17 protein-coding genes are annotated in these 26,069 nt (G+C 57.1%); 3 read left to right on the forward strand and 14 right to left on the reverse strand.

Going from position 1 to position 26,069, the window contains the following annotated elements:
- Positions 1-12 precede the first annotated feature (12 nt).
- The 5 genes from rlmD to corA form a co-directional block, all read right to left on the reverse strand.
- Positions 13-1,539, reverse strand: a complete 1,527-nt coding sequence (rlmD, locus tag WKI47_RS14065; RefSeq protein ID WP_340227779.1) for a 23S rRNA (uracil(1939)-C(5))-methyltransferase RlmD — start codon at positions 1,537-1,539, stop codon at positions 13-15.
- Between the two features lie 285 nt (positions 1,540-1,824).
- On the reverse strand, positions 1,825-2,706 hold the full coding sequence (locus WKI47_RS14070; protein ID WP_340227780.1) for a diacylglycerol kinase: 882 nt from the start codon (positions 2,704-2,706) through the stop codon (positions 1,825-1,827).
- Positions 2,707-2,929: 223 nt separating this feature from the next.
- Entirely contained in the window at positions 2,930-3,697 is a 768-nt protein-coding gene (locus tag WKI47_RS14075; RefSeq protein WP_340227781.1) for a sirohydrochlorin chelatase, read from the reverse strand.
- A gap of 6 nt (positions 3,698-3,703) precedes the next feature.
- Positions 3,704-3,994 (reverse strand): YerC/YecD family TrpR-related protein, encoded by a 291-nt coding sequence (locus WKI47_RS14080; RefSeq protein WP_037284734.1) that lies wholly within the window; start codon positions 3,992-3,994, stop codon positions 3,704-3,706.
- Between the two features lie 308 nt (positions 3,995-4,302).
- A complete protein-coding gene (gene corA, locus WKI47_RS14085) occupies positions 4,303-5,259 on the reverse strand; it encodes a magnesium/cobalt transporter CorA (protein WP_340227782.1) in 957 nt (318 codons plus the stop codon).
- A gap of 249 nt (positions 5,260-5,508) precedes the next feature.
- Between corA and WKI47_RS14090 the strand changes: the two genes are divergently transcribed.
- Positions 5,509-6,612 (forward strand): LacI family DNA-binding transcriptional regulator, encoded by a 1,104-nt coding sequence (locus WKI47_RS14090; RefSeq protein ID WP_340227783.1) that lies wholly within the window; start codon positions 5,509-5,511, stop codon positions 6,610-6,612.
- Between the two features lie 568 nt (positions 6,613-7,180).
- On the opposite strand, the gene WKI47_RS14095 is transcribed toward WKI47_RS14090, so the two are convergent.
- The 5 genes from WKI47_RS14095 to WKI47_RS14115 form a co-directional block, all read right to left on the reverse strand.
- Positions 7,181-8,410 (reverse strand): AGE family epimerase/isomerase, encoded by a 1,230-nt coding sequence (locus WKI47_RS14095; protein WP_340227784.1) that lies wholly within the window; start codon positions 8,408-8,410, stop codon positions 7,181-7,183.
- Between the two features lie 213 nt (positions 8,411-8,623).
- Positions 8,624-9,553 (reverse strand): hypothetical protein, encoded by a 930-nt coding sequence (locus WKI47_RS14100; RefSeq protein ID WP_340227785.1) that lies wholly within the window; start codon positions 9,551-9,553, stop codon positions 8,624-8,626.
- 203 nt (positions 9,554-9,756) lie between these two features.
- Positions 9,757-10,746 (reverse strand): inorganic phosphate transporter, encoded by a 990-nt coding sequence (locus tag WKI47_RS14105; RefSeq protein ID WP_340227786.1) that lies wholly within the window; start codon positions 10,744-10,746, stop codon positions 9,757-9,759.
- Between the two features lie 175 nt (positions 10,747-10,921).
- The gene (locus WKI47_RS14110) at positions 10,922-11,536 is read right to left on the reverse strand and encodes a DUF47 domain-containing protein (protein ID WP_340227787.1); all 615 of its coding nucleotides are present in this window, start codon (positions 11,534-11,536) and stop codon (positions 10,922-10,924) included.
- A gap of 1,054 nt (positions 11,537-12,590) precedes the next feature.
- Positions 12,591-13,406: an alpha/beta hydrolase gene (locus WKI47_RS14115; protein WP_340227788.1), complete on the reverse strand. Its 816-nt coding sequence runs from the start codon at positions 13,404-13,406 to the stop codon at positions 12,591-12,593.
- 297 nt (positions 13,407-13,703) lie between these two features.
- Here WKI47_RS14115 and WKI47_RS14120 point away from each other — a divergent pair, with 297 nt between their 5' ends.
- Complete coding sequence (locus WKI47_RS14120) at positions 13,704-14,351, forward strand: YukJ family protein (RefSeq protein ID WP_340227789.1); 648 nt, start codon at positions 13,704-13,706, stop codon at positions 14,349-14,351.
- Positions 14,352-14,418: 67 nt separating this feature from the next.
- The gene (locus WKI47_RS14125) at positions 14,419-15,060 is read left to right on the forward strand and encodes a DUF1129 family protein (RefSeq protein WP_340227790.1); all 642 of its coding nucleotides are present in this window, start codon (positions 14,419-14,421) and stop codon (positions 15,058-15,060) included.
- Positions 15,061-15,160: 100 nt separating this feature from the next.
- On the opposite strand, the gene WKI47_RS14130 is transcribed toward WKI47_RS14125, so the two are convergent.
- From WKI47_RS14130 to WKI47_RS14145, 4 genes are all read right to left on the reverse strand, one after another.
- Positions 15,161-17,854 (reverse strand): GH36-type glycosyl hydrolase domain-containing protein, encoded by a 2,694-nt coding sequence (locus tag WKI47_RS14130; RefSeq protein WP_340227791.1) that lies wholly within the window; start codon positions 17,852-17,854, stop codon positions 15,161-15,163.
- A gap of 549 nt (positions 17,855-18,403) precedes the next feature.
- Entirely contained in the window at positions 18,404-22,948 is a 4,545-nt protein-coding gene (locus tag WKI47_RS14135) for a glycoside hydrolase family 2 protein (RefSeq protein ID WP_340227793.1), read from the reverse strand.
- Between the two features lie 4 nt (positions 22,949-22,952).
- A complete protein-coding gene (locus WKI47_RS14140) occupies positions 22,953-23,750 on the reverse strand; it encodes a hypothetical protein (RefSeq protein WP_340227794.1) in 798 nt (265 codons plus the stop codon).
- Positions 23,751-23,762: 12 nt separating this feature from the next.
- Positions 23,763-26,039 carry a helix-turn-helix transcriptional regulator gene (locus WKI47_RS14145; RefSeq protein ID WP_340227795.1) on the reverse strand — a complete coding sequence of 759 codons (2,277 nt, stop codon included), beginning with the start codon at positions 26,037-26,039 and terminating at the stop codon, positions 23,763-23,765.
- Positions 26,040-26,069: the final 30 nt, after the last annotated feature.

Genomic DNA, 26,069 nt, shown 5'->3' on the forward strand with positions numbered 1-26,069 from the left:
CTCCTTATTAATTTACTTTTGAAGCAATGCCACAGCCTCCACATGCACCGTCTGCGGGAACATATCCACCGGCTGCACCTTCACCGTTTTAAACCCGCCGTCCTCCAACACCCGCAAATCGCGTGCCAGCGTAGCCGGGTTACACGACACATATACCACCCGTTCCGGCTTCATCTCCAGAATCGTCTCCAGCAAGCGAGGATCGCAGCCTTTGCGCGGCGGATCGACGACGATCACGTCCGGCGTGATGCCTTGCTCTTTCCAGCGCGGAATGACGTCTTCGGATGCGCCGACTTCGAACTCCGCGTTCTCGATCCCGTTCAGCTTCGCATTTTTGCGCGCATCTTCGATCGCTTCTTTCACGATCTCGACGCCGTAGACGCGCTTCGCTTTCTGCGCCAGGAACAGCGAGATCGTGCCGATGCCGCAATAGGCGTCAATGACCGTCTCGTTCCCCGTCAGTCCCGCGTATTCCAGCGTTTTACCGTACAACACTTCCGTCTGCGCCGGGTTGACCTGGTAAAAGGAACGGGCCGAGATCGCGAACTTCACGTCACCGATGTAATCGTGAATAACCTCGTCTCCCCACAGTACGGTCGTGACGTCGCCGAAGATCACGTTCGTTTGCCGCGTATTCACGTTCTGGCAGATGCTTTTCACGCCCGGAATGCGATTGCGAATCTCTTCGACCCAATCGTCGACTTTCGGCAAGCGATCGCCGTTCGTCACCAGCACGACCATCTTTTCTCCCGTCGCGAAAGCCACTTTCACCACGACATGCCGCAGCAATCCGCGTCCGCTTTCTTCGTCGTAGGCGCTGATGCCCAGTTCGCGGCCGATACTTTTCACCGTTTCCACCATCTCGTCGTTGGCTTCATGCTGGATGATGCACGTCTCCATATCGACGATGCGGTGACTGCCGCGCGCGTAGAATCCGCCGATCAGGCGGCCGTTCTCTTGTCCCATCGGCACCTGCGCTTTGTTGCGGTACCGCCACGGTTCGCTCATGCCGAGCGTTTGCGGAACGAGCACGCCGCCTTCTTCCGCATCGAAAGGACGCACGTCCAGCTTTCCGATCCGCTGCAAGCTGTCCGCGACCTGCTGCCGCTTCCAGTTCAATTGCGCCGCGTAATCCATATGCTGGATCTGGCAACCGCCGCAGCGATCGTAGATCTCGCATGGCGCTTCGACGCGGGCGGGACTGGCTTCGACCAACATCTGCATTTTCGCGTATCCGTATTGCTTTTTCGTTTTCAGCACTTTGGCCGAGATCTTTTCTCCGGGTAAGGCGCCGGGGACGAACAACGTGTAGCCGTCCGCGCGACCGACTCCTTCGCCGTCATGGTTCATGCCGATGATGTCGATCGTGACTTCATCGTTTTTGGACACCGGAAGGCCGGTAATCTCTACGGCTGCCGGTCTGGAAGATCCGCGTCCGCGCGATCCGTTTCGTCCGCCGTTACCGGAAGCCGCGCCAGGAGCCGAACTCCGTTTGCCGCCGTTTCTCGCCGATCCGCCACGGTTATTGTTGTTCTTCATTATATCTATTCACTTCTTTCGCTCATATTGATCGGTAATTGAGTAGATCAGGCAAGGTTCTGTTCGTCGTACATGTTGTAAAAACTACCACGTTAGCGCCTATGATCTCTTTTCCAGGCACGCAAAAAAGGAGGATTTCCGCCGCCAGACTGCTTGTCGCTGTCTATGCGCGGTCCTTCCTCCCGTATTGTAACACGTTCTTTCCGGCAGAAGCACGTATTTCCTCCATGCTTCCTGCCGAAAATCGTTTCATTCTATTATTGCATACCCACAGGCAAATAATTCTTACGTAAACACACGCAGATGATGCGGCAAAACCTCGAACACGCCCGGCAGCCGTCCGCCGAGTTCGCCGTCCAGATTGAGCAGCACGTTATTCGGCGAAGTCACTTCCAGCCGCGGCGTACGGAAGTACAGCACGTTGGGATCGTTGAAATGATCGCCGCGCTGCGCCATCGAGACGACGCGGATAAATTCGGCCAGATTGCATTTTTTCAAAGCGATCACGTCGAGTAATCCGTCGTCGATCCGCGCGTCCGGCATCAGCTTCTCGAAACCGCCGACCGAATTCGTGTTGCCGATCAGGAAGATCATGAATTCGCCTTCGATCGGCTCTTGGCCTTCGGCGGTGATTTTGAGCTGCATCGGCGACAGGTTGACCATCTTCTCGACGCCTTTGAAATAATAGGCAAGCTGGCCGATCATCGTTTTGAGGCGGCTCGGAACCTCATAGGTCAGTTCCGTCAACGAGCCGCCGCCCGCGATATTGATGAAATAGCGGTCGTTGGCGCGCCCGAGGTCGATCGGACGCGATTCGCCGCGCAGGACGAGGTCGCAATAGTCCTCCCATTGACGGGAAATGCCGAGCGCCCGCGACAGATCGTTGGTCGTGCCCAGCGGAAACACGCCCAACTCGGGACGGTGTTCCTGATCCGCCAGACCGTTGACTACTTCATAGATCGTACCGTCTCCGCCCGCGGCAATGACGATATCGTAGCCTCGCTGCGCCGCATCGGCAGCGGCGCGCGTCGCGTCGCCTTCGCCCGTCGTCGCGTGCACCGTCGTCTCGATTCCGCCTTCGTCGAGGCGCTGCAAAATATCCGGCAGCCGCCGCCGCATTTCCTCGCGCCCGGACGTCGGATTATAGATCAACCTCGCTCTTCTCATCTGTCAAACTCCACCTGTTCCTTATAAAGTTCTTGCCGCCCGCATCCCGCAACGCCTAACGGCTTGAGAAGCTGCGGCCGCCGATACATTTTGAAGCGAAGATCGCCTGGAAGGGACCTTCGCTTCGTCGTTGACCGTAATCCATTTTCTATAGCTCGGACCGTCCATGCACACGTCGATGTACACACAGCGGCGTGCTGTCGACGGCCCGCTTTTTTGAATCCTATTCCGTCTTCATCGCCGCCAGCAGCTCTTCGACCTGCCGCTCGATCCAGACCGGAAGCAGCGGGTGAGGCAGCAGCGCCTCACCCGTATACCCATAGGTTAACCCCTCAAGTTTGCGCGGAATCACCGTTTGCAGAAAATAGCCCGTACTTAAGAACAACGGAGCGATCAGCACCCGGCGTCCTTTTTCCAGCCAATCCCGAGCCTTAATCCGCACGTTGTCGGGATTGAGCAGCGCATAATCGCAGACAAGTCCGCTAACCTCGCCTACGCGCTTGGTAAGTGCTGTCGCTCCTGCTTCCCAACGCTGACGAAACCCGTCGTGAATACTGCCATGCCCGACGAGCAAAATCACTTCGCGCTCGGGATCGACGGAGACCGGAGATACTTTGTCCCAGACCATACGCGCAACGTCCGGGTCATCGCCCATCGGTCGCCCGACGTGCATCCGCGCGGCGATTCGGAAGCGCTCAAGATCCGTTTCCTTATCCGGCGCATCCTTGATGCCCAGCGCGTATTGAATCTCGTCGATATGCGTGCTTCCTTCCGACACGAACAGCATCACGGCCAAAATATCCGTGACGCCCTCCGCCTCAAGCGCGTCGATGCCGTGCTGGATCGACGCGTCCTCTACGTTGCCCAGAAACGATACCGCGACCGGCATATGTTCCTTAACCCGCACTTCGCCGGCCGCTTCCTCAACCGCCTGCACCCATTCCGGCTGCGGCGAACCATGGCTGATAATCAGCGCGCCCGCTTTTGTCATAGGCGCTTAACGTCCCAGACGTTCGAGCGACATTTTGTAGCCGTCGTTGCCGTAGTTCAGGCAGCGTTTCACACGCGAAATCGTCGCCGTGCTTGCGCCTGTCTCCGCTTCGATCTGGTTATACGTGCTGCCTTTGCCGAGCATACGCGCGACTTCCAGACGCTGCGAAAGCGACTGGATTTCATTGACCGTGCACAGATCGTCGAAGAATACGTAGCATTCCTCCAGATCCTTGAGCGTCAGAATGGCTTCGAATAATTGATCGACCGTTTTATCGTTTAACTTTTTCAGTTGCACTGAAAGATCATCCCCTAATGTGTACTGGTTATGCTGCCGTTTATAAACGCAAAGCGATCAATCGCCGGATTTCCCCGTGCGACAAAACGCTTTCGGTGCTACGATTCGTGTCCGAAGACCCGATATTTTCACTACTTTACCATTGTAGCGGTACAAGTTACGTTTTTCAAGCGTTAACGGTTTCACGCGACGCAGACCGAACGGACAGAAGCAAGCACCATTCCTTGATTTTCTGACGCAATCCTGACATGGTGTCCGTCACACGCATACTCTCTCCGCCATTTTTTGGATATTCGTCCTGCTACGTTTCACTTGAACCATCCTCTGCGCCAGAACCATCCGATCATGCCGCCTCCCAAAAACACCATCGCGCCCAATACAATAAAGTAGCCGTATTTGAAATGAAGCTCCGGCATATTGTCGAAGTTCATGCCGTAAATGCCCGCGATCAGCGTCAAAGGCATAAATACCGTCGTGATCACCGTCAGCGTCTTCATGATCCCGTTCATCCGGTTGGAGTTGAGCGAGATGTAACTGTCGCGCAGATCGGCCGTCATTTCGCGGTTGGATTCCAGCATCTCCGACAGCTTCAGCAGATGGTCGTACACGTCGGTAAAATACACCCGGTACTCGTTCGAATCGTCCACATGCTGCGAATTGATGATCCGGTACAGCAGGTCGCGCATCGGCACGATCGTATGATGCAGCTTGAGCAGCCGCGATCTTAAGTCGAATACCTGCGCGAGCAGCTTGTCGACCGATTCCCGGCGTCCTTTTTCCTCCAGATCCGCCAGCTCGTCTTCGATGCCGAACACGCACGGAAAATATTCGTCGACCAGCGCGTCCAGTACCAGATAAGCGGCGGCTACGGGGTTGGTCTTTTTTGTCGGGTCTTCCGCACGCGAGCAGATCCGGTCCCACGCTTCGTCCACTTCCTTCATCCGGTCAAAATGGAACGTCACGAAAAACGTGCGCCCGATAAACATATCCACTTCTCCCGCTTCCTTGCCGCCCTCCTCCAACGCATGGGTAATCAGGAATACGTATTTCTCGTGCGGGTCCATCTTCGGGCGCTGCACGTCGTTCAGACAATCTTCGATCTCCAGCGGGTGAAAATGAAAATAATCGCTGAGCAGTTCGGTTTCTTTCGCGGTCGGTGCCATGAAGTCTGCCCAAAACCAGCGAAACTTCGTCGGGTCCAGCTCGGTCAGCGGAATATCCAGTTGTACTTTATGGTCATGCGTTACCGCTAGCGTGCGTATCACGGCGGCCGCCTCCTTTTCCGATATCAGACTGCGCGTGTTGACGGTAGGGTCGTTAAGGATACTTTTCCCCCGAAAATCCAGCCGCGCAAAGCTCCTTTATCTTAATCCTTCGCCAAGCGGCTTGCAATCTGGCTGTCGTTCGGACTTCCGCACGCATACTCCCTAACAAATCCTGCTATAGACGGCAAAAAAGCGATTTTGTTATACTTTTGTTATCAAGGTAACTCAATCGAGCGGAGGACTCCCTTCATGGCGAAAAAAGTAACGATGCAGCATATTGCCGACCAGCTCGGTGTATCCAAATTCGTCGTCTCCAAAGCCCTTTCGGGCAAAGACGGCGTAAGCGAAGCGACTCGCGAACGGGTCATTCAGGCCGCTTCGCAGCTTGGCTATTTTACCCAACCTCGCGGCTACGGGCAAAATCGGAAGCAGCCGACGACGCCCGAAGTTTCTGCCCGTCAATCCGTGCTGGTGCTGATGCCCAATGTGCGATTTCAAACGGCAGGCTCGCTCTACTGGGGCCGTATATTAAACGGAGTCACCGAAGCACTGGAAAGTCACGGCCTCGGTGTCGTCATTATCTCCGAACAACGGGTAGACGCTGTCACGAGCATTTTGAACCCGGACGGTTTTCTCGGCTTGATCGGCATCGGACAGATCTCGACGCCTCTACTATTGGAAGTTCACCGCATCGGCCTGCCTATGGTGCTCATCGATCACGAAGATCCGCTAATTCCCGCTGACACGGTGTTCGCAGGGAACGTCGACGCCAGCGCCCGCCTAACCAGCCACCTGATCGGCAGCGGCCACCGCAAGCTCCATTTTCTCGGCAACACCGGCTTCTCCCGTAGCTTCCGCGACCGCTGGATCGGCTACCGGACCGCGATGGAAGAACACGGCTTGCCCGTACAAGACGTGGGCGATCCGTTGAACAGATTGGAAGGCATCGACGGAGCCGTCTACGAACCCGAACTTCGTCAATGGCTGACCAAACGCCAAAAGCAGGGCACGCTCCCAACCGCCTTCGTTTGCGCCAACGACGACGTCGCTCTAGTCGCGCTGCGCAATCTGGAACCTCTCGGCGTCCGCGTCCCCGAAGACGTATCCCTGGTCGGCTTCGACAACATCCACGAATCCGGCGGCGGCACCTCCCCGGAACTGACTACCGTGCACGTCCCCAAAGAAGCCATGGGCCGCCGCGCAACGCTACGTCTACTCGAACGCACCCAGGACCCTAAAGCTCCTTTGGAAAAAATCCTGATCGCTTCCGAACTGGTGATGCGCGCATCGGTGGTGGAAATGCGGACGGAAAACGAAGTTTTGAACGAGACGGAGCATAAAAGCCGACCGTAAGCGCCATAATGTGGCCGATTGATAATTTAAGTGCGCATAGGCAACTATTTCTTCGCAAAAGAGATCCTTTTTCGAAATAAGTGCTCGAATGCAATTAAATAGCTCGCTTTATCCGAAAAAGCCCCTTTTTCCTGCCAATAGTTGCATATGCGCACTTATTTCACGAAAATTCGATATTTCACCGAAAATAAGTGCATATCCGCACTTATTTTCCGCCGCTTCCCGTGTCGCTCCCCATACGCTAGCGCTTTACCTCCAGTTTCGGCCGCAAGCCACCTTTTCCTGATCTACATCTCAAAAAAGCTGTCCCAAAATCGATTTGGGACAGCCTTTTTTCTTGCTATTGCTATTGCTCGTGCTCTTGCCTTTCCTACCTCCCCCCAAAGAACCCCTGTTCAAGCGAAGCAGCGAGCGGAGGGCGGAGGGGAAAATTCAGCTCAAGACGCCTTTGAACTCGGAAAACGGCTCCTTGAATGACCATTCAAGAAGCCGTTTTCCGAGTGAGACAGCGTGTTGAGCGAATTTTCCCCGCAGCCCGTAGCGCCCTCGCCGCTCGATTAAAAAGGGGTTACTTCCCCAACCTCACCAACATCTCCAAACACGCCCGACTATTATGATACGGACACTTCCAAGCCCCGAGCTTCGGATTTTCCACATTCGGTACCCGATCGTTCGACACGCTCCAATACCATTCCCCGTTTTCCCGATCCACGATATGGTTGCGGATAAAGTCCCACGAACGTCCCGCCGCTTCGCGGTACGCCTCATCCCCGCTCAATTCGTACGCATTGTAGAATCCGACCATCGCTTCGGCCTGCGGCCACCAATCCTTCGCGTCGTCGACCAGCGCCCCGCCTTCCGCTTCGTTCCATAGACCGCCGTCCCGATCGACGCCGCGCTCCAACACCGCACGCGCCATTTGCAAAGCCACGCCGTGCACGCGTTTCGTCAATTCCCCGTTGCCCAGCACTTCCGCCGCCTCGTACAGCAGCCAACTGCCTTCGATATCATGCCCGTATGAGACATGCTCCGACTTGCTATCCCAAGCCTCGTCGAAAAACAGCAGGAAATGCCCGCTTTCCGAATCGACGATATGCTTCAACGTCGTCTCCAGCAGATCGTTCAGCGCGTTTTTCAACGTTTCCGACGGCCAGATCCGATACAGATTCGTATACCCTTCCAGCACATGCAGATGCGTATTCATGGACTTTTTCTCGTTCAGATCTTTACCGCTTAAGCTCAGATCCCCGGTCTCCGACCAGTCGCGCGCATGGGCTTCGATATACCCGCCATACTGCGGATCACGGCTATATTTTTCCAACAACCCGAAGATGCGGCGACACTCCTCCAGCAGTTCGGCACGCAATCCGTCCTCCGGTTCACCCGCCACTTCCAAAGCCAACGCGTATTCGCTCAGCGCATAAATGACGAAAGACTGCCCGTACACCTGCTTTTTCTTTTCCGATGGATTTCCGTCCGCCGACAACATCCAATAATAACCGCCGTTCTCAAGGTCCTCGAAGTTCGAGCGCAAATACCGATAAGCGCGCGCTGCCATATCGAGGTATTCGACCGTCTTGTATCGGCGATAAGCTGCGGCAAACGTCCATAAAATACGTGCGTTCAGCACCAGACTGCGATCCGCTTCCGCGTGCACGCTCAAGTCTGCCCCAATCTCGCCCACGAATCCGTTATCTCCCGGCGAAGGCGCGTTTTTCAGCCAAAAGGCCAGGATATTGTCGCGCAGTTCCTCTTCCAACTGTACCTTCCACTCTCGATCCGATCGAATTGCTGTCATTCAAATCCTCCGCTCTGATTTTGTTATGTTTAAGTTAGCTAAAAATAATAAATATTATGATATTGTTATAACCTTTTTCGTAAAACGATTCAAGGACGAATGCCGCTTTCTCCGTTTTATCCAACTCCTTAGTAACGGGTAGGGCAAAAATCGTTAGCCTTGCTTAAAAAAACGCCGATCTCCATCATTCGGATAGAGATCGGCGCTTCGTATTTATTGTCCCATAATCGTAGCCAGTGAAGCCGTGACTTCCGTGTAGAAAGACGACCCTTCTTCATTTTCCGGGATGACCAGATGGAAGGTGTAGGCACTGCCGTCTTGCGCTTCCCACACGATATAATCCTGAACGTCCTTCGCACTGCTGCCTTGCAGGAAAAGCGAAGCATTCATCATTGAGCTTTCAACCAACGTATCGGCGCTGAATTCTTCGACCGTTCCGCCAGCCTTCTCAAGCTTGGCCGTACCTTCGGTACGCAGTTCATCCAGATTGAAATCCGCAGGCAGTTTCTCGATTTCCGCGTAATAATCCGGATTTTCGGTTAGCGTTACTCGACCCGTTGCGGCATCTAAAGCATAGCCGTCAAGCACATACAGCGAATAGCCTTCTCCGGTTTGCAACTCTCCGGTTAGCGTCTGCGACTCTCCGTCTCCGACGGTAAAGGTTTCTGTAGCCGGACGATCCGTGGAAGCCGCATCGCTATCGCCGGATGCTCCTCCGTCCGCTCCCGATGTGGCCGCCTTTTCCAAAGACCGGATTTCCAGCTGTGGCACGTCGCTGCCTTCAACCGCGCGTTCCACATACTCAAACGAGATCGTATCCCCTTCATTCAAGCCTTCAAGCTGGGAGGATACGCCTTCCGCAAGCTGGAACGAAGTCGGGGTTCCGTCCACATTCACTTCAATCGTATGCGGATCGGCTTGTCCGTTGTATTCGCCGGTTGCCGAAATGACTTCTTCATCCGGTGTGTCCGGTTCAGCAGGTTCTGTCGTCTCGTCCGGCGTCGTCTCCACGGGCGGTTCTTGCGTCGTATTCGCCGTATCTCCCGGTTCGGGAGCCGGAGCATTGGCTTGTCCGCAGGCTGTCAGGGCAATGGTCAACAGCAGCGCGGAAGCCAGACTCATCATTTTAGCGGGTTTATTCATGTTTAACACCTCCAACCTTTTAGACGGACTGCGGCTGAGATAGGTTACACTTTTACGCAAATCCCCGATCATGATTCCGATACATAAGCCGTCGGTCCGTTCTTCGCTCCTTACCCCGCCCAAGCGCTCAAGAAACCAAAAAAAGCCCACCGGAGCATCCGGCAGACCTTAATTTTTATCGCTTTATGCAAGGAAAACATGCCCTAGAAAAGTAGCTTGAAGATCAGTCCGGACATAACCGCAACAATCGGAATCGTAATGAACCAAGCGATAACGATTCGACCAGCCATTCCCCATTTCACCGCACGGAAGCGCTTGGCAGCGCCTACGCCGAGGATCGAGGAAGTCGCAGCGTGCGTCGTACTGATTGGCAGATGCAGCATCGTTGCCGTGAAGATAACGGAAGCCGAAGATACGTCAGCGGCAAAACCGTTCATTGGCTCGATTTTGAAAATTTTCGTACCGAGCGTCTTGATGATCTTCCATCCGCCTACCGAAGTACCGAGCGCCATCGCCGTAGCGGCAGCCAGTTTGACCCATAACGGAGGTTCGAGCGTGCTCCATTGGCCGGCCGAGATCAGTGCGAACGTCATGATCCCCATCGCTTTTTGCGCATCGTTGGTGCCGTGCGCGAACGATTGAAGCGCCGCCGTCAAAATCTGCATCGAGCGGAAGCCTTTGTTCACCGTATGCGGGCTGCGTCGTCCGAGCGTCCATTTGAGGATCATCATGATAATGTAACCGACAGCAAACGCGATCAAAGGCGAGAAGATAAGGGCTTCGACGATTTCGAGGAATCCTTCCCAGTTGACGCTATCCGCGCCTGCACCGACGAAGACGGCACCGGCAAGCGCGCCGATCATCGCGTGCGAAGACGACGAAGGAATCCCGAACCACCAGGTTGCCAAATTCCAGATAATGGCCGCGATAAGCGTGGCAATAACGATCTCGATCCCGTTATCCAGCTTGGTGGGGTCCGCGATGCTTCCCCCGATCGTTTTGGCGACGCCCGTGAACGTGATCGCACCGAGGAAGTTCATGCCCGCCGCCATCAGAATCGCGGTACGGGGCTTCAGTGCGCGAGTGGATACGGACATCGCAATCGCATTGGCCGTATCGTGAAATCCGTTAATGAAGTCAAATGCGAGTGCAAGAAAAACGACCACCGCAAGGACGATAAAAGTTGTTTCCATAGTATTTTGACCGCACGAAGAAAGACGGCCTCGCTGCATCCGCAGTCTTTGCAAATGCCGTGCCGCTGTCTTTTTACGAAATCGCCGCCGATCGTTGGACAATGCCCCCGCGCGAAAGCTCTATTCCGGAAAAAGCGGTCTTGACCTCCTTTAGCCCTAAAATGGCAGGCTCCGCTTAGGAGTTGCTCATAATAATAGTTTCCAGAATATCGGCAACATCTTCGCAGTTGTCGGTCGTTGTCTCAAGACGCTCGTAGATTTCTTTGCGTTTGATCAATTCGATCGGGTCTTTTACGTTGGCAAACAGTTCCGTGATACACGTGCGCAGCAGTTGGTCGCCCTGATTCTCCAAATCGTTCAAACGAATCGTATACTCGCGGATCGCCAGCAATTTCTTCTGCGACAGCAGATGGATCGCTTTCTGAATCTCATAAGCCGACTCGCGCAGGATTTCGCCAAACTGAATCATATATTGGTCCGGCTGGCCCAGGTTGTACATGTAGAAACGCGAAGCTGTAGCTTCCAGTCCGTCCAATACATCGTCAAGCGTGGTAGCCAGCTTCAGGATATCGTCTCGTTCAAGCGGGGTGATAAACGTTTTGTTGAGTTCGGTAATAATCGTATGCGTAAACCCGTCACACTTGGTTTCATAATCTTTCATGTCTTTGACGAAAACGTTAACGTCCTTCAGATCCGCTACATGCTTGGAAAAGTAGTCCGCGGCTTGTACGATCGTGTCCGCCATGTCTTCGAGTGTTTGAAAGAAAATATCCTTCTTTTTTGCACGCATTTTAAAACCCCTTTTCAAATTTTCAAAACCAAAAATGGGCAAGGCTTTGAAGTCGCTTCTGCGACCTCCATCATTTTATCACAACGATGTAAGGGATTAAAGAAAACTTATGCCGATTTTCATGCTGTTTTTACATAAAAATCGACTCTTTTTAACAAAAATCGCACTTATCCTGGCATTCGGCCTTATTTTCGAGTTCCGGAACTCCTGTCGACCTGCTTCCACTTTACCGTCCGTTTATGAAATGAACCTTAAATCGAAGCGGAGTTGAAAAGAAAAACGAAAAAAAGTTGGAAAGCGGAAAATAGCGAGGACGAAGAAATGGAGAGCGGCAGACGGCGGGCAAACGTGGGACACGGTGGCGGGGGCGGCACAGGATCAGAAGCGAGTATGGCGTGGCGGGGACCGGTATGTAGGAGATGTGGAGGCATGGAGAAATTCGGAAGCGGGCGGAACCTGTGCAGAAGATCTACGGATGCGGGGATACGGATATGCGGGGAAAAGCGCGGACTCAGAAGAACGTTTGCGGGAGCGGAGCGAGAAATGCGGACAAGCGGATATATGCACGGAAGTACGCACGCCTGCCGACGTATGCGGCGAAGCGAAAAGATCGAACTTTACAGCGAAGCGAATAGGCTTGCTCGTTTCGCTCGAAAAGTCCGCTTTCCGCAAAAATAAGCGCAAATATCCATTTATTTTCCGTAGATCGTCGCCTTTTCGAAAAATAGATGCGGATATACAGTTAATTAGGCCGATGTCCGCATTTCCGTGCTCGATCCTTTCAAATAACTGGATATACGCATTTATTTTCATTTCGAGCAACGATGCGAAGCAATTAGTTGCAGTATAGCACTTAATTTGAAGCGGGAAGCTCAAACATAGCGTGCATAAGTCGGAAAGATCGCCGGATTGATGTCCGGTTCCGGCGATCCGGCGGGCGATAATCAACTCGTCCGCGTCGAATGTTCCTGCGTCGATAACAGCCTCAGCAATGCTGCACGATGTGTCAGATCGTCCAGTGTTGTCAATAGCCTTGGCAATGCTGCACGATGTGTCAGATCGTCCAGTGTTGCCAATCGATCTCGCTCTTATGCCGATCCTGAAGCCAGCGCTTCGTAATGTCGAGCAGTTGGCGACGGTGCGGGCCGGAAGAATAGGTGTGGTTGGCTTGGAAAATGATCTCTTTGTCGCAGCGGGCTTCCGCACGCGTCCAGAACAGCTTTTGATACAGGAACGCATAGTCGACCGGAATCACGTCATCCGACGTGCCGTGCACGACCAGCACGTCCCCGTAAAACTTCCCGGCTTCCTGGAACGGCTGGAAAGCGCCGAGCGATTCGAAAAAGACCGGCGTGAACGAATATCCGAGAAAGTCGGCGCTGCCGGTCCGAACCGATTCGTCGTAACGCTCGCGCCCCGTGATTTTCACGATGTCGTTAAACGGATACCCGACCGCCGACCACAACGCCAGACTTTTGACCCGGCGGTCGCGCACGGCGGTGAGCAAAGCGACCGCTCCGCCGAGGCTGTGCCCGATCAGCGTCACGCGGCTCGGATCGATATCTGCGCAAGTCATCGCGTAATCGAGCACGCTGCGCGTCTGCCGGATCATGGACTCGATGCCTTCTTCGCCGTATACGCCGTCGCTTTCCCCGCAGCCGATATAGTCGAAACGGACAACCAGTTGACCGTCGGCGGCCAGTTCGCGAGCCGTGGTCACGAACAGCCGATCCACGCCGATCCGACTGCCCACGAATCCGTGGCAAATGACCGTCAGCGGAAGACGCCCCTCCGAGTTTCCAGATGTCGGATAATGAATCGTAGCGGTCAATTCGTGTTTGTCGTGGCGGATCAGAATCTGGCGTTCCATAGCAGCAGCCTCCCTGGTTTTTAATCCCTAGTTAATTAGTATGAATTGTTCTTATCTTACGCCGCCAAGAACAGTTTGTCAATTCCGAGTTCGGCGCAGGGTTTTAAAAAAGCGTTAAGGATATTCCGCGGTTGGTAGACCCTGTTTCCGGATTGCGCTATGCTAAGGGATATATGCCAAATACGCTTGTTCAGCAAAAATCAGTCCTTTCCTTCTGCACGCCGAACGCAAGTAATCTTCGGTCGGGCGTCGATGCCGGAGGAAGAGCAAAGCATAAATGTTCGGGAGGAAAAGCTATTGAGCGCTTACCGTTACGGCGTGCTGAAAGCCCGGGCGATCCGTTACATCCACGGGTTCGGCAGCCAGCCGCATTTTCATATTTGCTTGCAAGACGCCAGAGGAACCCGTTACCGGGCGTCCATCAATATCAAATCCAAAGCCTATCCGTCCGAGCTGCTGTACCATATCGGGCCTTGCGCGCCGGAAGAAGCCGAAGTGTTGAAAAAACTGCCGGACGGCTTCACGCCGATCGAACAGAAGCTTCCCGTCACGGGGCTGGATTTTATCCGTCGGCCGCTTGTTCGCAAAAACGACCTGGTTCCGCTGCCCGCAAGCCTTCCCGGACCCGACAACGACCTGAACGAAAAGATTGTCGCTTTGATCGACAGCGCCGTATCGGCGGACGCGGATCTGTACGTGTTCGGCGACAGTTGGGGACCGGAAGCCGATAAGCCCGATTATTACTTCGCTTTCCTGCCGGGACGCGGCTTGCACAACATTCATATGAATCAAGGCAACGCACGTCCGTGGCACGGCGACAACGGCACGTTTCGGGACGGAGCGATCCTGGTCCATTTTGCCGACGAAGACCGTTGGATCGGGTTATTTCTGGCTTTTCAGTCGCAGTCCTGGGACACGAACGATGCCGGCCATGCGGCGGACTGAATGACTTTAGGCTCAAATCCGCCGCGTTTCCGCGCGGATCAGGCTACTTTTAAGGAGGAAACTTCGTTTGAGCATCAGAAAAAAAATTCGCGAGATCAATCAGATCCGCGACCAACTAAGCAAAAAAAACGGCGATTATTTCGACGAGGTCATCGTGCATGTCCGGTCGAGCCGCGTTGATGAAGAAAGCGGCGAAGACTGGCTGCTGGCGCGCGGCCAAGAACTGCTGAGCGCCCAGCAGAAAAGCAAAAGCGCGTCCAAACTGTTCGGCGACGATCCGGTTCTTTTTGCCGACGCCGCGCTTGAAACCCTGCCCCAACGAAAAGAAGCGCGCAGCGTCCCGCTGTACGTGCTTGCTCCGTGGGTCGCGCTGAGCTGGACGTTTTTGCTGCTCGGCCTGGCGGCATTGTTCATTCCGGAAGCCGAAGAAATCAATATGGGCATGCTGCTGATCGTGGTGCTGGGCGCGGTCGCGCTGGTCGAAGTGCTGATGCGGCTGACCCGGCGCGATCCCGAAGAAGGCGTGCCCGCTCCGCCGAAATTCAACCTGCGCGGTATCGGCGCTTCGCTGGCGGTGCTGATCGCGATCGGGATCGCCGGCCTGCTGCTTCAACGGATACTGCCAACCGTCACGATTCCGTATTGGATCACCCTCGCCCTGGCGGCGATCGGATTTACCGGGCAATTTTGGTTGCTGCGGAGACGGTGATTAAGCGAATGCCATGCAAAACAAAAGGACTGCTCCCTCAAGCCGATCGACGAATCGCGGCGGGCGGAGCAGTCCTTTTTCCTCTATATAAGACTTGCGGTTACAGCTTCACTTCCACTTTCACCGTCGGCTGTTCGTACACGGGCAGCACGTTGCCTTCGATAAGCTGTCCGTCGACGAGGATCGCTCGGACGCCGCGGCCTTCGCCGCTGTCGTTGCGCACGTCGATCTCGTAGCGGCAGCCCCGGAACATTCGGCATACGGTAAACCCTGCCCACTCGCGCGGGATGCACGGGTCGATCCGCAGCCCTTCCACCGTCGCGCGCACGCCCAAAATATGCTGCGTGGCGGCGACGTACATCCAGGCGGCGGTGCCGGTCAGCCACGATACGTTCGCTAAGCCGAATTTGTCGGAATCGGGACCGAACAGGTTCGACGCGTACACGTACGGTTCCGCGCGGTAACGTTCGAGTCCGGCCCGGTCCATCGCGACGCTCGGGATCAGTTGACGGTAATATTCATACGCCAGATCGCCCCGGCCCAGCATGCACTCCGCGATGATCGCCCAGGTGTTGGCATGGCAGAATACCGCTCCATTCTCGCCTGTGCCGGGATTGTAATTGGTTAGCGGGTCGGCGGGATCGGGAAAATCGGTAATCGGCGGATGCAGCTTTTTGATCCCCAGTTCCGTGTTGAGCAGATCGCGCACGCTGTTCATCGCCGTGACGCCTTTGTCCCCTTCCGCCATGCCCGACAGCACCGCCCACGTTTGCGCGTTCAGCCACAGCTTGGCCTGATCGTGCTCGTCCGTCCCCAGAAAACGCCCGTCGTCCATCACCGCGCGCCGGAACCATTTGCCGTCCCAGCCGCTTCCGTTCACTCGGCTTTTCTGCTCGTCGTACAGCTTGCGGTAACGCGCCGCATCCGCCGCGTGGCCCGCGAGTTCCGCCAGATCGGCCGTTTGCCGCAGCGCCGTTCCGAACTGCATCGCCGTCCAGATACTTTCGCCTTTGCCTTCGCGGCAAACGCGGAATAACTGGTCGTTCCAATCCGAACGCAGCATGAGCGGGAAGCCGTTTCGCCCCAGATGGTTTGCCGTATAGTCGATCGCCCGCCGCAAATGCTCGTACACGCTGCCTTCGCCGCCGTCGTAATACGCGATCTTTTCATGCAAAAAGTCGACGTTCCCGCTTTCCGCGATCAACGCCCATACCGCGAGCGCCGTCCACAGATGATCGTCCGAATGGATGCTCGTGACCGGGTCCCAACCTTCGTGCGGGAAAAAGTAATGGTTCACGTGACCGTCCCGGTACTGCTGACCGAGCAGCAAACGCAGCTTTTCTGTCGCGGCTTGGGTATCGTGCGGCACGACGGCCAAAATATCCTGCGCCGTATCGCGGAACCCGACGCCCCGGAACGTGCCGGTCGCATACAACGAAATATTGCGGGAAAACAGGAAATTGCGCTGCGCCTGATACGGATTCCACACGTTCAGCATCCGCTCCGCTTCGGCGTCCGGCAGCGTGCAGTTCCAGGCGCCGAGGTATCGGTCCCACTCCTTTTTCAACCCGGCAAAAGAACGCTCGACGAAGCCGGACTGCCGCGAACGTTCGACCGACAATCTCGCTGCCGCTTCAGTCGGGGCCGTGCCGAGAAACACGTTGATCTCCCGCGTCTCGCCCGGCGCAAGCGTCACGGTCATTTGCAGCGCGCCGCACGGATCGCCGCCGAGCAGCGTCGAGTTGCCGCAGCCGCCGCGCTCGATCGCTTGCGGGTTCGACTCGCTGCGGTAGCTGCCGACAAAAGCATCGCGGTCGCCGTCGTATCCGGTCAACGGCGTGTCCGACGCGAAGTAGACCAGCGGCGTCTCGTCCGGCTTCGGCTGGTTTTCGACGCCGTAGCGGTACAGCAGCATATCGTTCGCGTGATGCGTGACCGATACCTGATGCTTGTTGTAGCACTGCCATTGCAGCTCGCGCATAAACTCCATCATGCCGAACTCGGCGTAGGCGTAGACGTGCAGCTTTTTCTCCGCCGGGCCGTCGTTCGCGAGCGTCAGGTTCCAGATCAGCGAATTTTCTTCCGGCCCGACAAAATAAACCGTGCGCGCGAAAATCTCGTTTTTGGACGCTTCGAAACGGGTGTAACCCATGCCGTGCGCGCTTTTCCAGGTATCGGGACGGATCAACGACGGTTCGTTGGTCGGGCACCAGTACTCGGACGGATCGCCGTTATCGTCAACCTCCTGGATATAGAGATAAGGCCCGGAACGGTCGGTCGGCAGATGGAAAAAACGGTACCGCGTGATCCTCCAGATCTGCGGTGATTTGTAAAAAGCGACGCCGCCCCCGGCATGCGACAGCATCGTGTGAAACGTGCCGTTGGACAAATAATTCATCCACGGCGTCGGCAGGTCGCGGCGGTAAAACTCCACCTCGCGAGCCTCGTCGAGAAAAGCGTAAGCGCCGTCGGCCCGGGGGGACGGGGTGAGAGCGGCGGGGTCGGAAGCGGCGCGGGGGGTGACGGAGGAGGCGGTTTGCGCTGGAACGGGGTCCGAGACGAAGCAGCGGGCGGCGGAGGTGGCCGTCTGCCTAGGGGCGGGAACGGTACGGCGGGCGGCGCCAGATGAAGCTTGTGCAGAATCCGGATTAGAGCGGCGGGCTTCGGATAACGCCGCCTGCGCGGCAATCGAAGCGACAGATGGGCCGAGCGCGGACGCCGGGTTGCGCGCGGAAGCTTCGCCTTTCGAGTCTTTTGGGCGGTTTGAAGCGTTTCGGTCGGAAAAGGAATTCATGGCAAGCTTCGCTCCTTTGGATCGCGGCGCGGAAAGCAACGGCGTGTCCGACAACCGTGTCGGACACGCCGTTGCGAACCGATACAGAAACGGAAAAACCGATCGCGCCACGGTGTTATAGAGATTTTGTTGACTTTTTGTGCAGATTTTACGGATTTTTAGACGTACTTTGCGAAAATGTTGACGTAAGGTCAAAATTTTTATCTACTTTGGCCTTTTTCGCAGCCAATTCAGCAAATTTGTTGACGAAAAGTCAACAATGGATAAAAAAAGCTCCGATTATCCGAAAAATGTTAATATCGAGTCAACATTTTTCGAACAACGTCAACCTTCATGCGGCGGCTAGGCCAGAGCGAGAATGGTAAGAACGGCGGGTAGCGCGTTCAACTCGCTTTGACGTCGACGCAGCGGCCCAGCCCAGCATCCTAAGGACGGCAAATCGTGTTTGCCAACAGCTCCGGCGTGCATATGGCGTACGGAAGATCGTGTTTGTTCAGCAATCATTTTCGGCAGCCGTAGCACAAGCACGAAAAGTGATCGGATATTCGATTACTTCGGCGTTACCTCGTCGATCGTCATGTTGTAGCGCAAGTCGTTCATCGGCGTGCCGTCGGGGTGTTCGACGAACACGGCGAGCCGAATATCTTCCGCTCCGCCGCGAACGATCGCGATCAGGCGGTTGAGTCCGGGGCGAAGCTGCGAGCGGAACAACGGACTTTCGAGCGGTCGGCCGTTCAGCCAAAGCTCGACCGAAGCCGGATTGCCGGACGTGCGGAAACGAACAGAGCGCGGCGTGGAGTCGCGAAGTTGAACGGCAGGCAGTTCAACAAAAGCGCTCAAAAACCACAAACCGCCTGCCGAATCCGCGATGCGCATCGTGCCGTCTTGCGGATGGCGTTCTTTTTTCTTCATCCAGCCGTACAGTCCTTCGCCCAGATTGTTGAGCGAAAAGTCGGGATCGGTATAATACGCGCGCATCGCCTGCTCGTCCTGGTACGGCTCGCACGGCAGCGCCATCATGGATTCGATCGCGTGCTGGGCGTCGCTTTTGACACTGCTCCACAGATCGTCGTCGAACGCCGCGCCCAAATTGGCGAGCAAACGGGCGTAAAGCCGCACGTTCTTGTCCAATTCGGGACGAAGGATAATCTGCGAGCAGATTATCCTTCCCGCGCCGACAGGAAACTCGGCGACGAAAGTGCCGGGCGGCTGCGCGCGGTCGCGGTTCAGTTCCACCAGCGCCAAGCGGCTATGCTCGGCCGTGTGCTTGTGCACAAAATAATCTTTCCAGGCCGTGCCTTCCACGCTGACGCAGATCGGACGGCCGCCGTCGGCTTCGATCCGATGCAGCCCGAGCGGCAGATTTTCGACGTCGCGCGGCGAATGATGCACTTTGTCCAGACCGAACAGGTCGGCCGGGCTTAAGCCTGCGGCGAGCGGATACGCGTAATCCGCTTCAAGCTGGTAAGCTTCGCGGGCCGCGATTCCGACGCGGCGTCCGAGCAAGCGCGCCAGCGCTTCGCCGTGCTTCGGCAAGCACGGCAGCACGACTACCGCGCCGCCGGCTTCGGCGAAGGCGCGGGCGGCCTCCGGCACGCCGGACCGCAGCAGCTCGTCCGGCTCGATCAGCAGCAAGGCGGGATCAGGCGGCTGCGGCGGCGAAGCCGAAACGGCGTGCGCCGCCTCGCGGCTGCCGCGAAGCGGCCGATGCGGCAGGCGCAGCGCCGCAAGCAGGCGCGCGCCGGCGCCGTCCGGCGCGCCGAGGAAGCGCGCAGCGGCGCTTCCCGCAGCCGTGCCCTGCGGTCGCGCGTCCGCCAGCGCGGCGGACTCCGCGCGGTCCGCATGCGCCAGCAGCCGGCGCAGCAGTACGCATGCCTGCGGCACGCGCGCGAACCGGCTCGTCAGCCCGAGCTGGTTCGCGAGCAGGTAACCTCCGCCGCCGCGATATTCCAGCAGCGGCGTCCACAAATCGCCGCCGTCTCCGAAGTCGCCGGCGCTGCTTTCCAGCAGCAGGCGGTAATCGCCTGCCGCCGGCTTTTCGTAAGCCGCCGTGCACAGCGGCACCGGCCCTGCCTCGCGCAGTTCCGGTTCCCAGAACATGAGATCGTCGTCGCCGAATCCGTCCAAGATCGGATGGTCGTAACTCGCGGCATGCGCGCGGATAAAATCGCGGCGGCTCAGCGTCAGGAGACCGATCGAGAACGACTCCTGTTCCAGCAACAGCACGCGTCCTCCGCGCGCGGCGAACGTGCCGATCCCGCGTTCGATCGCCCCGTCTTCGTCGCGAATAGAACTGCCGACGACCAACAGTGCCGCCGCGTCTTGCTCTCCGATTCCGCTTGCCGAAATCCGGCGGCAGCCCGGAACCAGGCTTCGCAACAAAGCGTAATCGTCTTCTCCTCCGACATATAGGCAGGAGCTTCGCAAATTAAGCGGCGAGCTTTTGAGCACGGCGGAAAACAAACGGTACGTTTTCCGGACTTCATGCACGTTCCGCCCGTCGTGATACAGCACGGCCGTCAGCTCGATAGCTTCTTCTTTCAGCTCTGTCGCGTTCAGTTCTTTCGCGACGGCGCGTTCTTTCGAGTCTGTCGCGACGTATTCGGTTTTCGCATCTTCCGCGACCGATCCTACCGGCTCCGGCCGCCATTCGAACGCCGCGACTTTTTTCTCCGCCGGAAGCTGGCGGAATTCCAAGCGTTCCCGCCGCAGTTCGCGCCCTCCCTGCGCGACCGCGAATTCCACGGTCACGTCGCGTGCGACCAACGTGTCGTTATACACGTCGAAGCTGCGCACGATCGGCGCATCGTCGAAAAAGCAGCGGTCGTATTGCGCCGCGATCAGCGCCGCCGGACGGAACGCTTCGCGCATGACGGCGAACGCCGGATTCGGCCGGTAAAGCGGATACTCCGGCGGCAGCAGGCCGTTGTTCAGCGTCAGCGAATACGCCGGGATATACGCCGGTTTGACGCCCGGCGCTGTCGGATCGGCCCATTCCAGCAGAATATTCTGCTCCGGCATGGCGCGCATGAAATAATGCGCGAAGTTGAACGTCGAGATGCCGGATACGCCTTGCCGCCGCGCGTATTCGACGAACAGCCGCTCTTTTTCCGCCAATCCTTTGACCGCTTCGTTGGTGTGCCGGTAGGCTTTCAAACCCGCGTACACGCTGGCGTTCTGCGGACAGATATACCACCAGCTCCCGTGCTCGCCGAACGTCAGTGGAACGCTCCGGTCCCACTGGGCGATCGTGCCGTCGATATTGTAATGCCGGCTTTCCGCTTCGGTCAGCGCTTTGGGCAGCAGCCGGTTATCGCCTTCCGCGACGATCGGGCGGGTCGGATCAAGCCTGCGCATATTCTCCATCAAAGCCGGGATCTGCCGTTTGAACGCGTCGCGCCCGTCGACCCAACGCATCTCGTTCTCCACGCTCCACATCACGACCGACGGATGGTTGCGGTCCCGCCGCACCAGGCGCTGCACATGATCGAGAGCGTTGCGGATATAATCCGGGTGATCGGCGGCCATCGACTTGCCGGAACCGTAGATCGCCGTTTCTCCGATAATCAACATGCCCATTTCGTCCGCGATGCGCAAAAAATACTCGGGGTACGGTTCCGCGTGCAGCCGGATACAATTGACGCCGACTTCGCGGCACATCCCGTACCAGGCGCGCACGTAGGCTTCCGTTTGCTGCGTCGGTCCTTGAAAATGCCACGAATCCCCGCGCAGCGACAACGGAATCCCGTTCAGCATGAACGTCGGCCCGTCGATCCAAAATTCGCGGAATCCGAACGTTTCGACGATTCGATCGACCGCGATTCCGTCATGCAGCAGTTCCAGTTCCGCCGTATACAGCACCGGAGAATCCGGGCTCCACAGCTCCGCGTCGCGCCAATCCAGACGGAACCGCGCAGTCCCGATCGGCGGACGCCATTCGTTTTCGCATAAACGCGACTCTCGTTCTTCCTCGCTGCCGCCGCCCCGTTCGGTCCGAGAAAAGCCGTAAGAAGAAGCGTCGTTAGCACAGCAAGAGTAAAAGGTATCGGTCTTTATTTCGGCCTTTGTTTTGGAATCTATTCCGGAATCGACTCCAGATTTTATTACCGAGTACATTCCCGACGCTCTTCCAAACTCTATGACCGAATCTTTTTCCAACTCTGTACCCGAATCGATTCCCGAACCGATGCCCGATTCGTCCCCGAGCCGTGCTCCCAGCCCGATCTCCGCCGTCAGCACCGGAGCTTTGTCCGGCCGATCCGCCCGGCGCACGTTCAACCTGACCGACAGCGTATCGGCCGACGGCAATCCTGCGCTCTCGCCGACCGACAGCCGACCGGCCAATCTCAATTCTGCGCTGCCGCCGACCGACGCGTCGATCTCCAACCGATTTTCCCGTACGGACGTGCGCACCGACACCGATTCCACCGCCGCGTGCGGGATACTTTCCAACCAGACGTCCTGCCACAGCCCGCGCGCCAGATAGCCAAACCACGATCCGGTCAGCCCGGTCGATTTGACTGCGCCGGACGCGATCGCCGTTTTATCGAAATTCGCGCAAATCACCTGAAGCTCGCATGTCTCGCCGGGACGCACAAGCGAAGTCAGATCGAGCCGAAGCGGCAGATAACCGTCCCGCCAGACCGCGAGCTTTTGCCCGTTCACGTACACCGCCGCCTGCTGCATCACGCCGTCCAGCCGCAGTAGGATACGCCGATCTTCCCATTCTTGCGGCACGACGAAACTTCGGCGCAGCAGTCCCGCTTCCGCCCGATCCCACTCCGGCGGATAGCCGTACGGCGCGAACAATTCGAATCCGTACGCCTCGATCCGGCCGAACGTATACCCCGGACGCGACTCGTACGATCCCCTCCAGCTCGACGGCACGCTTACTTTGCGTTTTTCGTACGCGGCGGACTTCGGCAGCGACAGCTCCTGCGGGCGATCGTACAGCGGCATGAAGTCCCATTCTCCGTTCAGGCACAGCGCGTCGCGAAAAGCCTGCTTTCCCGACCTTTTTCGCAAACCTTTTTCCGTTCTTTTTTCCGCTCCCTGTTCCGTTTCCGGCATCGTCCGTTCCGTTTTCCGCTTCATATTTTCATTCCCTTTCTTCCTCCGCCGCCCGAAACTCCAGCACGCGGTTCAGGTTTAACCAGATTTCTTCGTCGCCGGAAGCGTCTGTCCACGGGATAAAATGCGTCCGCATGACCGCTCCCCAATCGTTCGGCGTGCGGCGCGTGTTCAACGACCCTTCGTACGGCGCCGCTTCGATCGTCGCAGGCCGCTCGGCATAGAAAAACAACCATTGTTCGTGCAGTGCGATGATGCCGTATTTGTCGCCGTCCCCCGGCTTTTCTTCCTGATATTGATAATGGTAAAACACGTAACTAGACACCTTCTCCGACCGAAGCCGCGCCAGACGCCCGCAACTTTCGGTCTTGAGCGTTCTTCGCCCGAATCCGGGGTCCGTATCGCGCCGATAATGGAAAATGTCGCTCATCGGCACGAAAATCCGGCGCTCCGGCTCGCCCGGCCACAGCGCAAGCACGGATTCAAGTCCGGGAAAAAGAAATTCGAAAAACGAAGCTTGAATATCGCCGTGTCGCGGTTGAATGTTCGCCAAAAGCGGTTCGCAATCCGACAGCTTTTTTGGACGATCGGATTCGGTTTGCGCTATCTTGCCTGCTTGCTCCCCGAATTCCGCTGGCACGCCAGCTTCCTTTTCCATATACAACAACCAATGCCCGCCGCTTTCGAACAAGCTGATTCGCGTCACGCCCGCTTGGTTCAGCGCCGCTACGATTTTCGGATTTTGTTCAACCTCGCCGTACGCCCGGAAAAAAGCTTTCGCCGCTTCGGCGTCGTCGCTCCAGGCCCGGTACATGCTTCTTTTCATCTTCTACTCCTTTCAGCCTCCCCGTTTGCGGATCGAAGCGTCGGTTTGCCGTTCTTTACGGTATTCGCCGGGCGTCGCGTTTTCGAGCTTTTTGAACACGCGGATAAACGACATCGGATACAGGTACCCGACCTTTTCCGCGATGTCCTGCACCGATTCGTCGGTCTCGACCAACAGCCGCTTGGCTTCTTCCATCCGCAGCCGGGTCAGGTAATCGACGAACTTTTCGCCCAATTCTTCTTTGAAAATGCGGCTGATCGTTTTGGCGTTACCGTCGAACGCTTCGCTGATCTGCGTCAACGAAAAGTCGGGATCGCCGTAATGCTCCGCCACGTATTCGCGCATCCGGTTCGCCAGATCGTAATGCTCGCGGTTCATGCGGCTTTCGCGCAACCGATGTTCCGCTTCGCGCAGCGAATCGAGCAACGGGCCTCTCAATTCGCCGATCCATTCGAAATCCGCCGTCGACGACGGAACGCCGCGCAGCCCGCAGTCCGCCCAGATCTCCTGCATCGGCTGCGGTAGCTCGTGCATCTCTCGCCCGAACTGCGCTTGCAGCAGCTTCAGCAGCCGCACCACGTCTTCTTTGGAACAGCCGTCCGCCGACATCAGCGCGAAAAACCGTTCCACCAATCCTTCCCACTCGCCGCTGCCGAGCCGGAACGCCAAAGCGGCTTCACGCACCGTTTGCACGAGCGCGTCCATCCCGCCGCTGCCCGCGCCTCCTTCTCCCGCCCGGCCGAACACATACGCGCCTCCCGGCCCTTCCGCCACTTTGCGGTCCAGCGCGGCTAGCGCTTTGCGGTACGAAGCGGCGATGGCCGTCAGATCTTCCGCCGCTCCGCCGAAACCGAATGTCGCGGTAAACTTGGCGTTCTGCTTCACCCAGCCGCACGCCTGTTGCGCCATCGCCGCCAAGCGTACGGGATCGGCGTCGCGCCCGGAATCCGGACGCGGCCGGTACAGCAGTCCCAACCGATCCGGCCCGATCCACTCCGTCCACAGCGGTTCGCCGCATTCGTCCGCGATCTCTTGAATGACGCTGTGCAGCATGAACTTGAACAGCGCCAGATCGCGCGGGGTATGCTCCGCCGACAACGAAGCGTACGCATCGATCTCGGCCACCCCGACCAGACTGCCCGCGAATTCCCCGTTCATGCCGAGACTGGACGTTTCCCGCACCCATTCTTCCGGCGGCATATCGCGGCTGCCTTCCAGCAGTTCTTTGAACAGGTGGGCGCGGCGGTACGGCAATCCTTCCGCCTGCTGCCGTTCGTAATCGTTGGCTTGCTCGATCAGCTTTTCCAGCGACCGTTCGATAAAAGCAAATTCGTCGTCGCTGCGTCCCGGCGCCGAAATGCCGCGTTCCCGATGCTGCTCCGCCAGTGCCGCGATCCGGTTCATGACCTGACCGAGCGGGCGGTAATGGCGGTGGCTGATATACGTCATGGCGGCGATGCCTCCGATGATCGCGGCGAAGCCGAGCAGCGCCCACAGATTGGAAAAAGCGGACAATAGCGAAAACGCGCCGACTCCCGCCAGCCGAATTTCCACGTTCCAGCCGGTATACGGCGACACCAACGCGATTTTTTCGCGCCCGCTTTCGTCGGAACAGCTTTGCTCCGATCCTCCGATGATGCCGCCGACCGCGTCTTTGATACAGACGTCCACGTTTTCGCGGCCCATCTCCCCGATCATCGACTGAATCGATTCTTTGCGCACGTTGACGACGATCACGCCCTGCTCCCCGGAAAAATAAGGCACCTGCTTGCTCAGCGACACGACGGCTCTCGGATCGCGGTCGCCCGGAAAAAGCATCATCTGCCGCAATCCGCTCCATGCCGGAGCGTCCGGCTCGGCCAGCGTTTTTTCGATAAAAGCCCGGTCTCCGAACGCCGGCAGCGACGAGGAAAACGACTGCATCAGCACTTTGTCGTCCGCCCGGCGGTATACGTAGACGGAATCGATCATCGGCAAGGGAGACATGAAATCAAGCAGCGCTTCGGTCACCCCGTAATCGCGGTAAGGCGTGGACGACCGGGATTCCCGGAAAAAAGCGTCGACCCGGTCGTTCAGCAGCAGTCCTTTGATCGTCGGCGTCTCGATGCCGCGCAGCGACGTGTCCAATACCTGGACGACGTTTTGCGCGTAAATCTCGTTGGCCCGAAGCGTCTGCTTGCGCACGGTGTCGCCCAGCGTCATAAAAAACACGATCACCAGGCACGAGACGACCGCGAACAGGATCGGCAAATACGACAGGATCAACCGGTACAGCCACTTTTTGTGCATGTTCTCCCTCCTTCCGATTTCTTTTTCGCG

Origin of the sequence: Saccharibacillus sacchari, assembly GCF_037722395.1 — a bacterium.
GTDB classification, from domain to species: domain Bacteria; phylum Bacillota; class Bacilli; order Paenibacillales; family Paenibacillaceae; genus Saccharibacillus; species Saccharibacillus sacchari_A.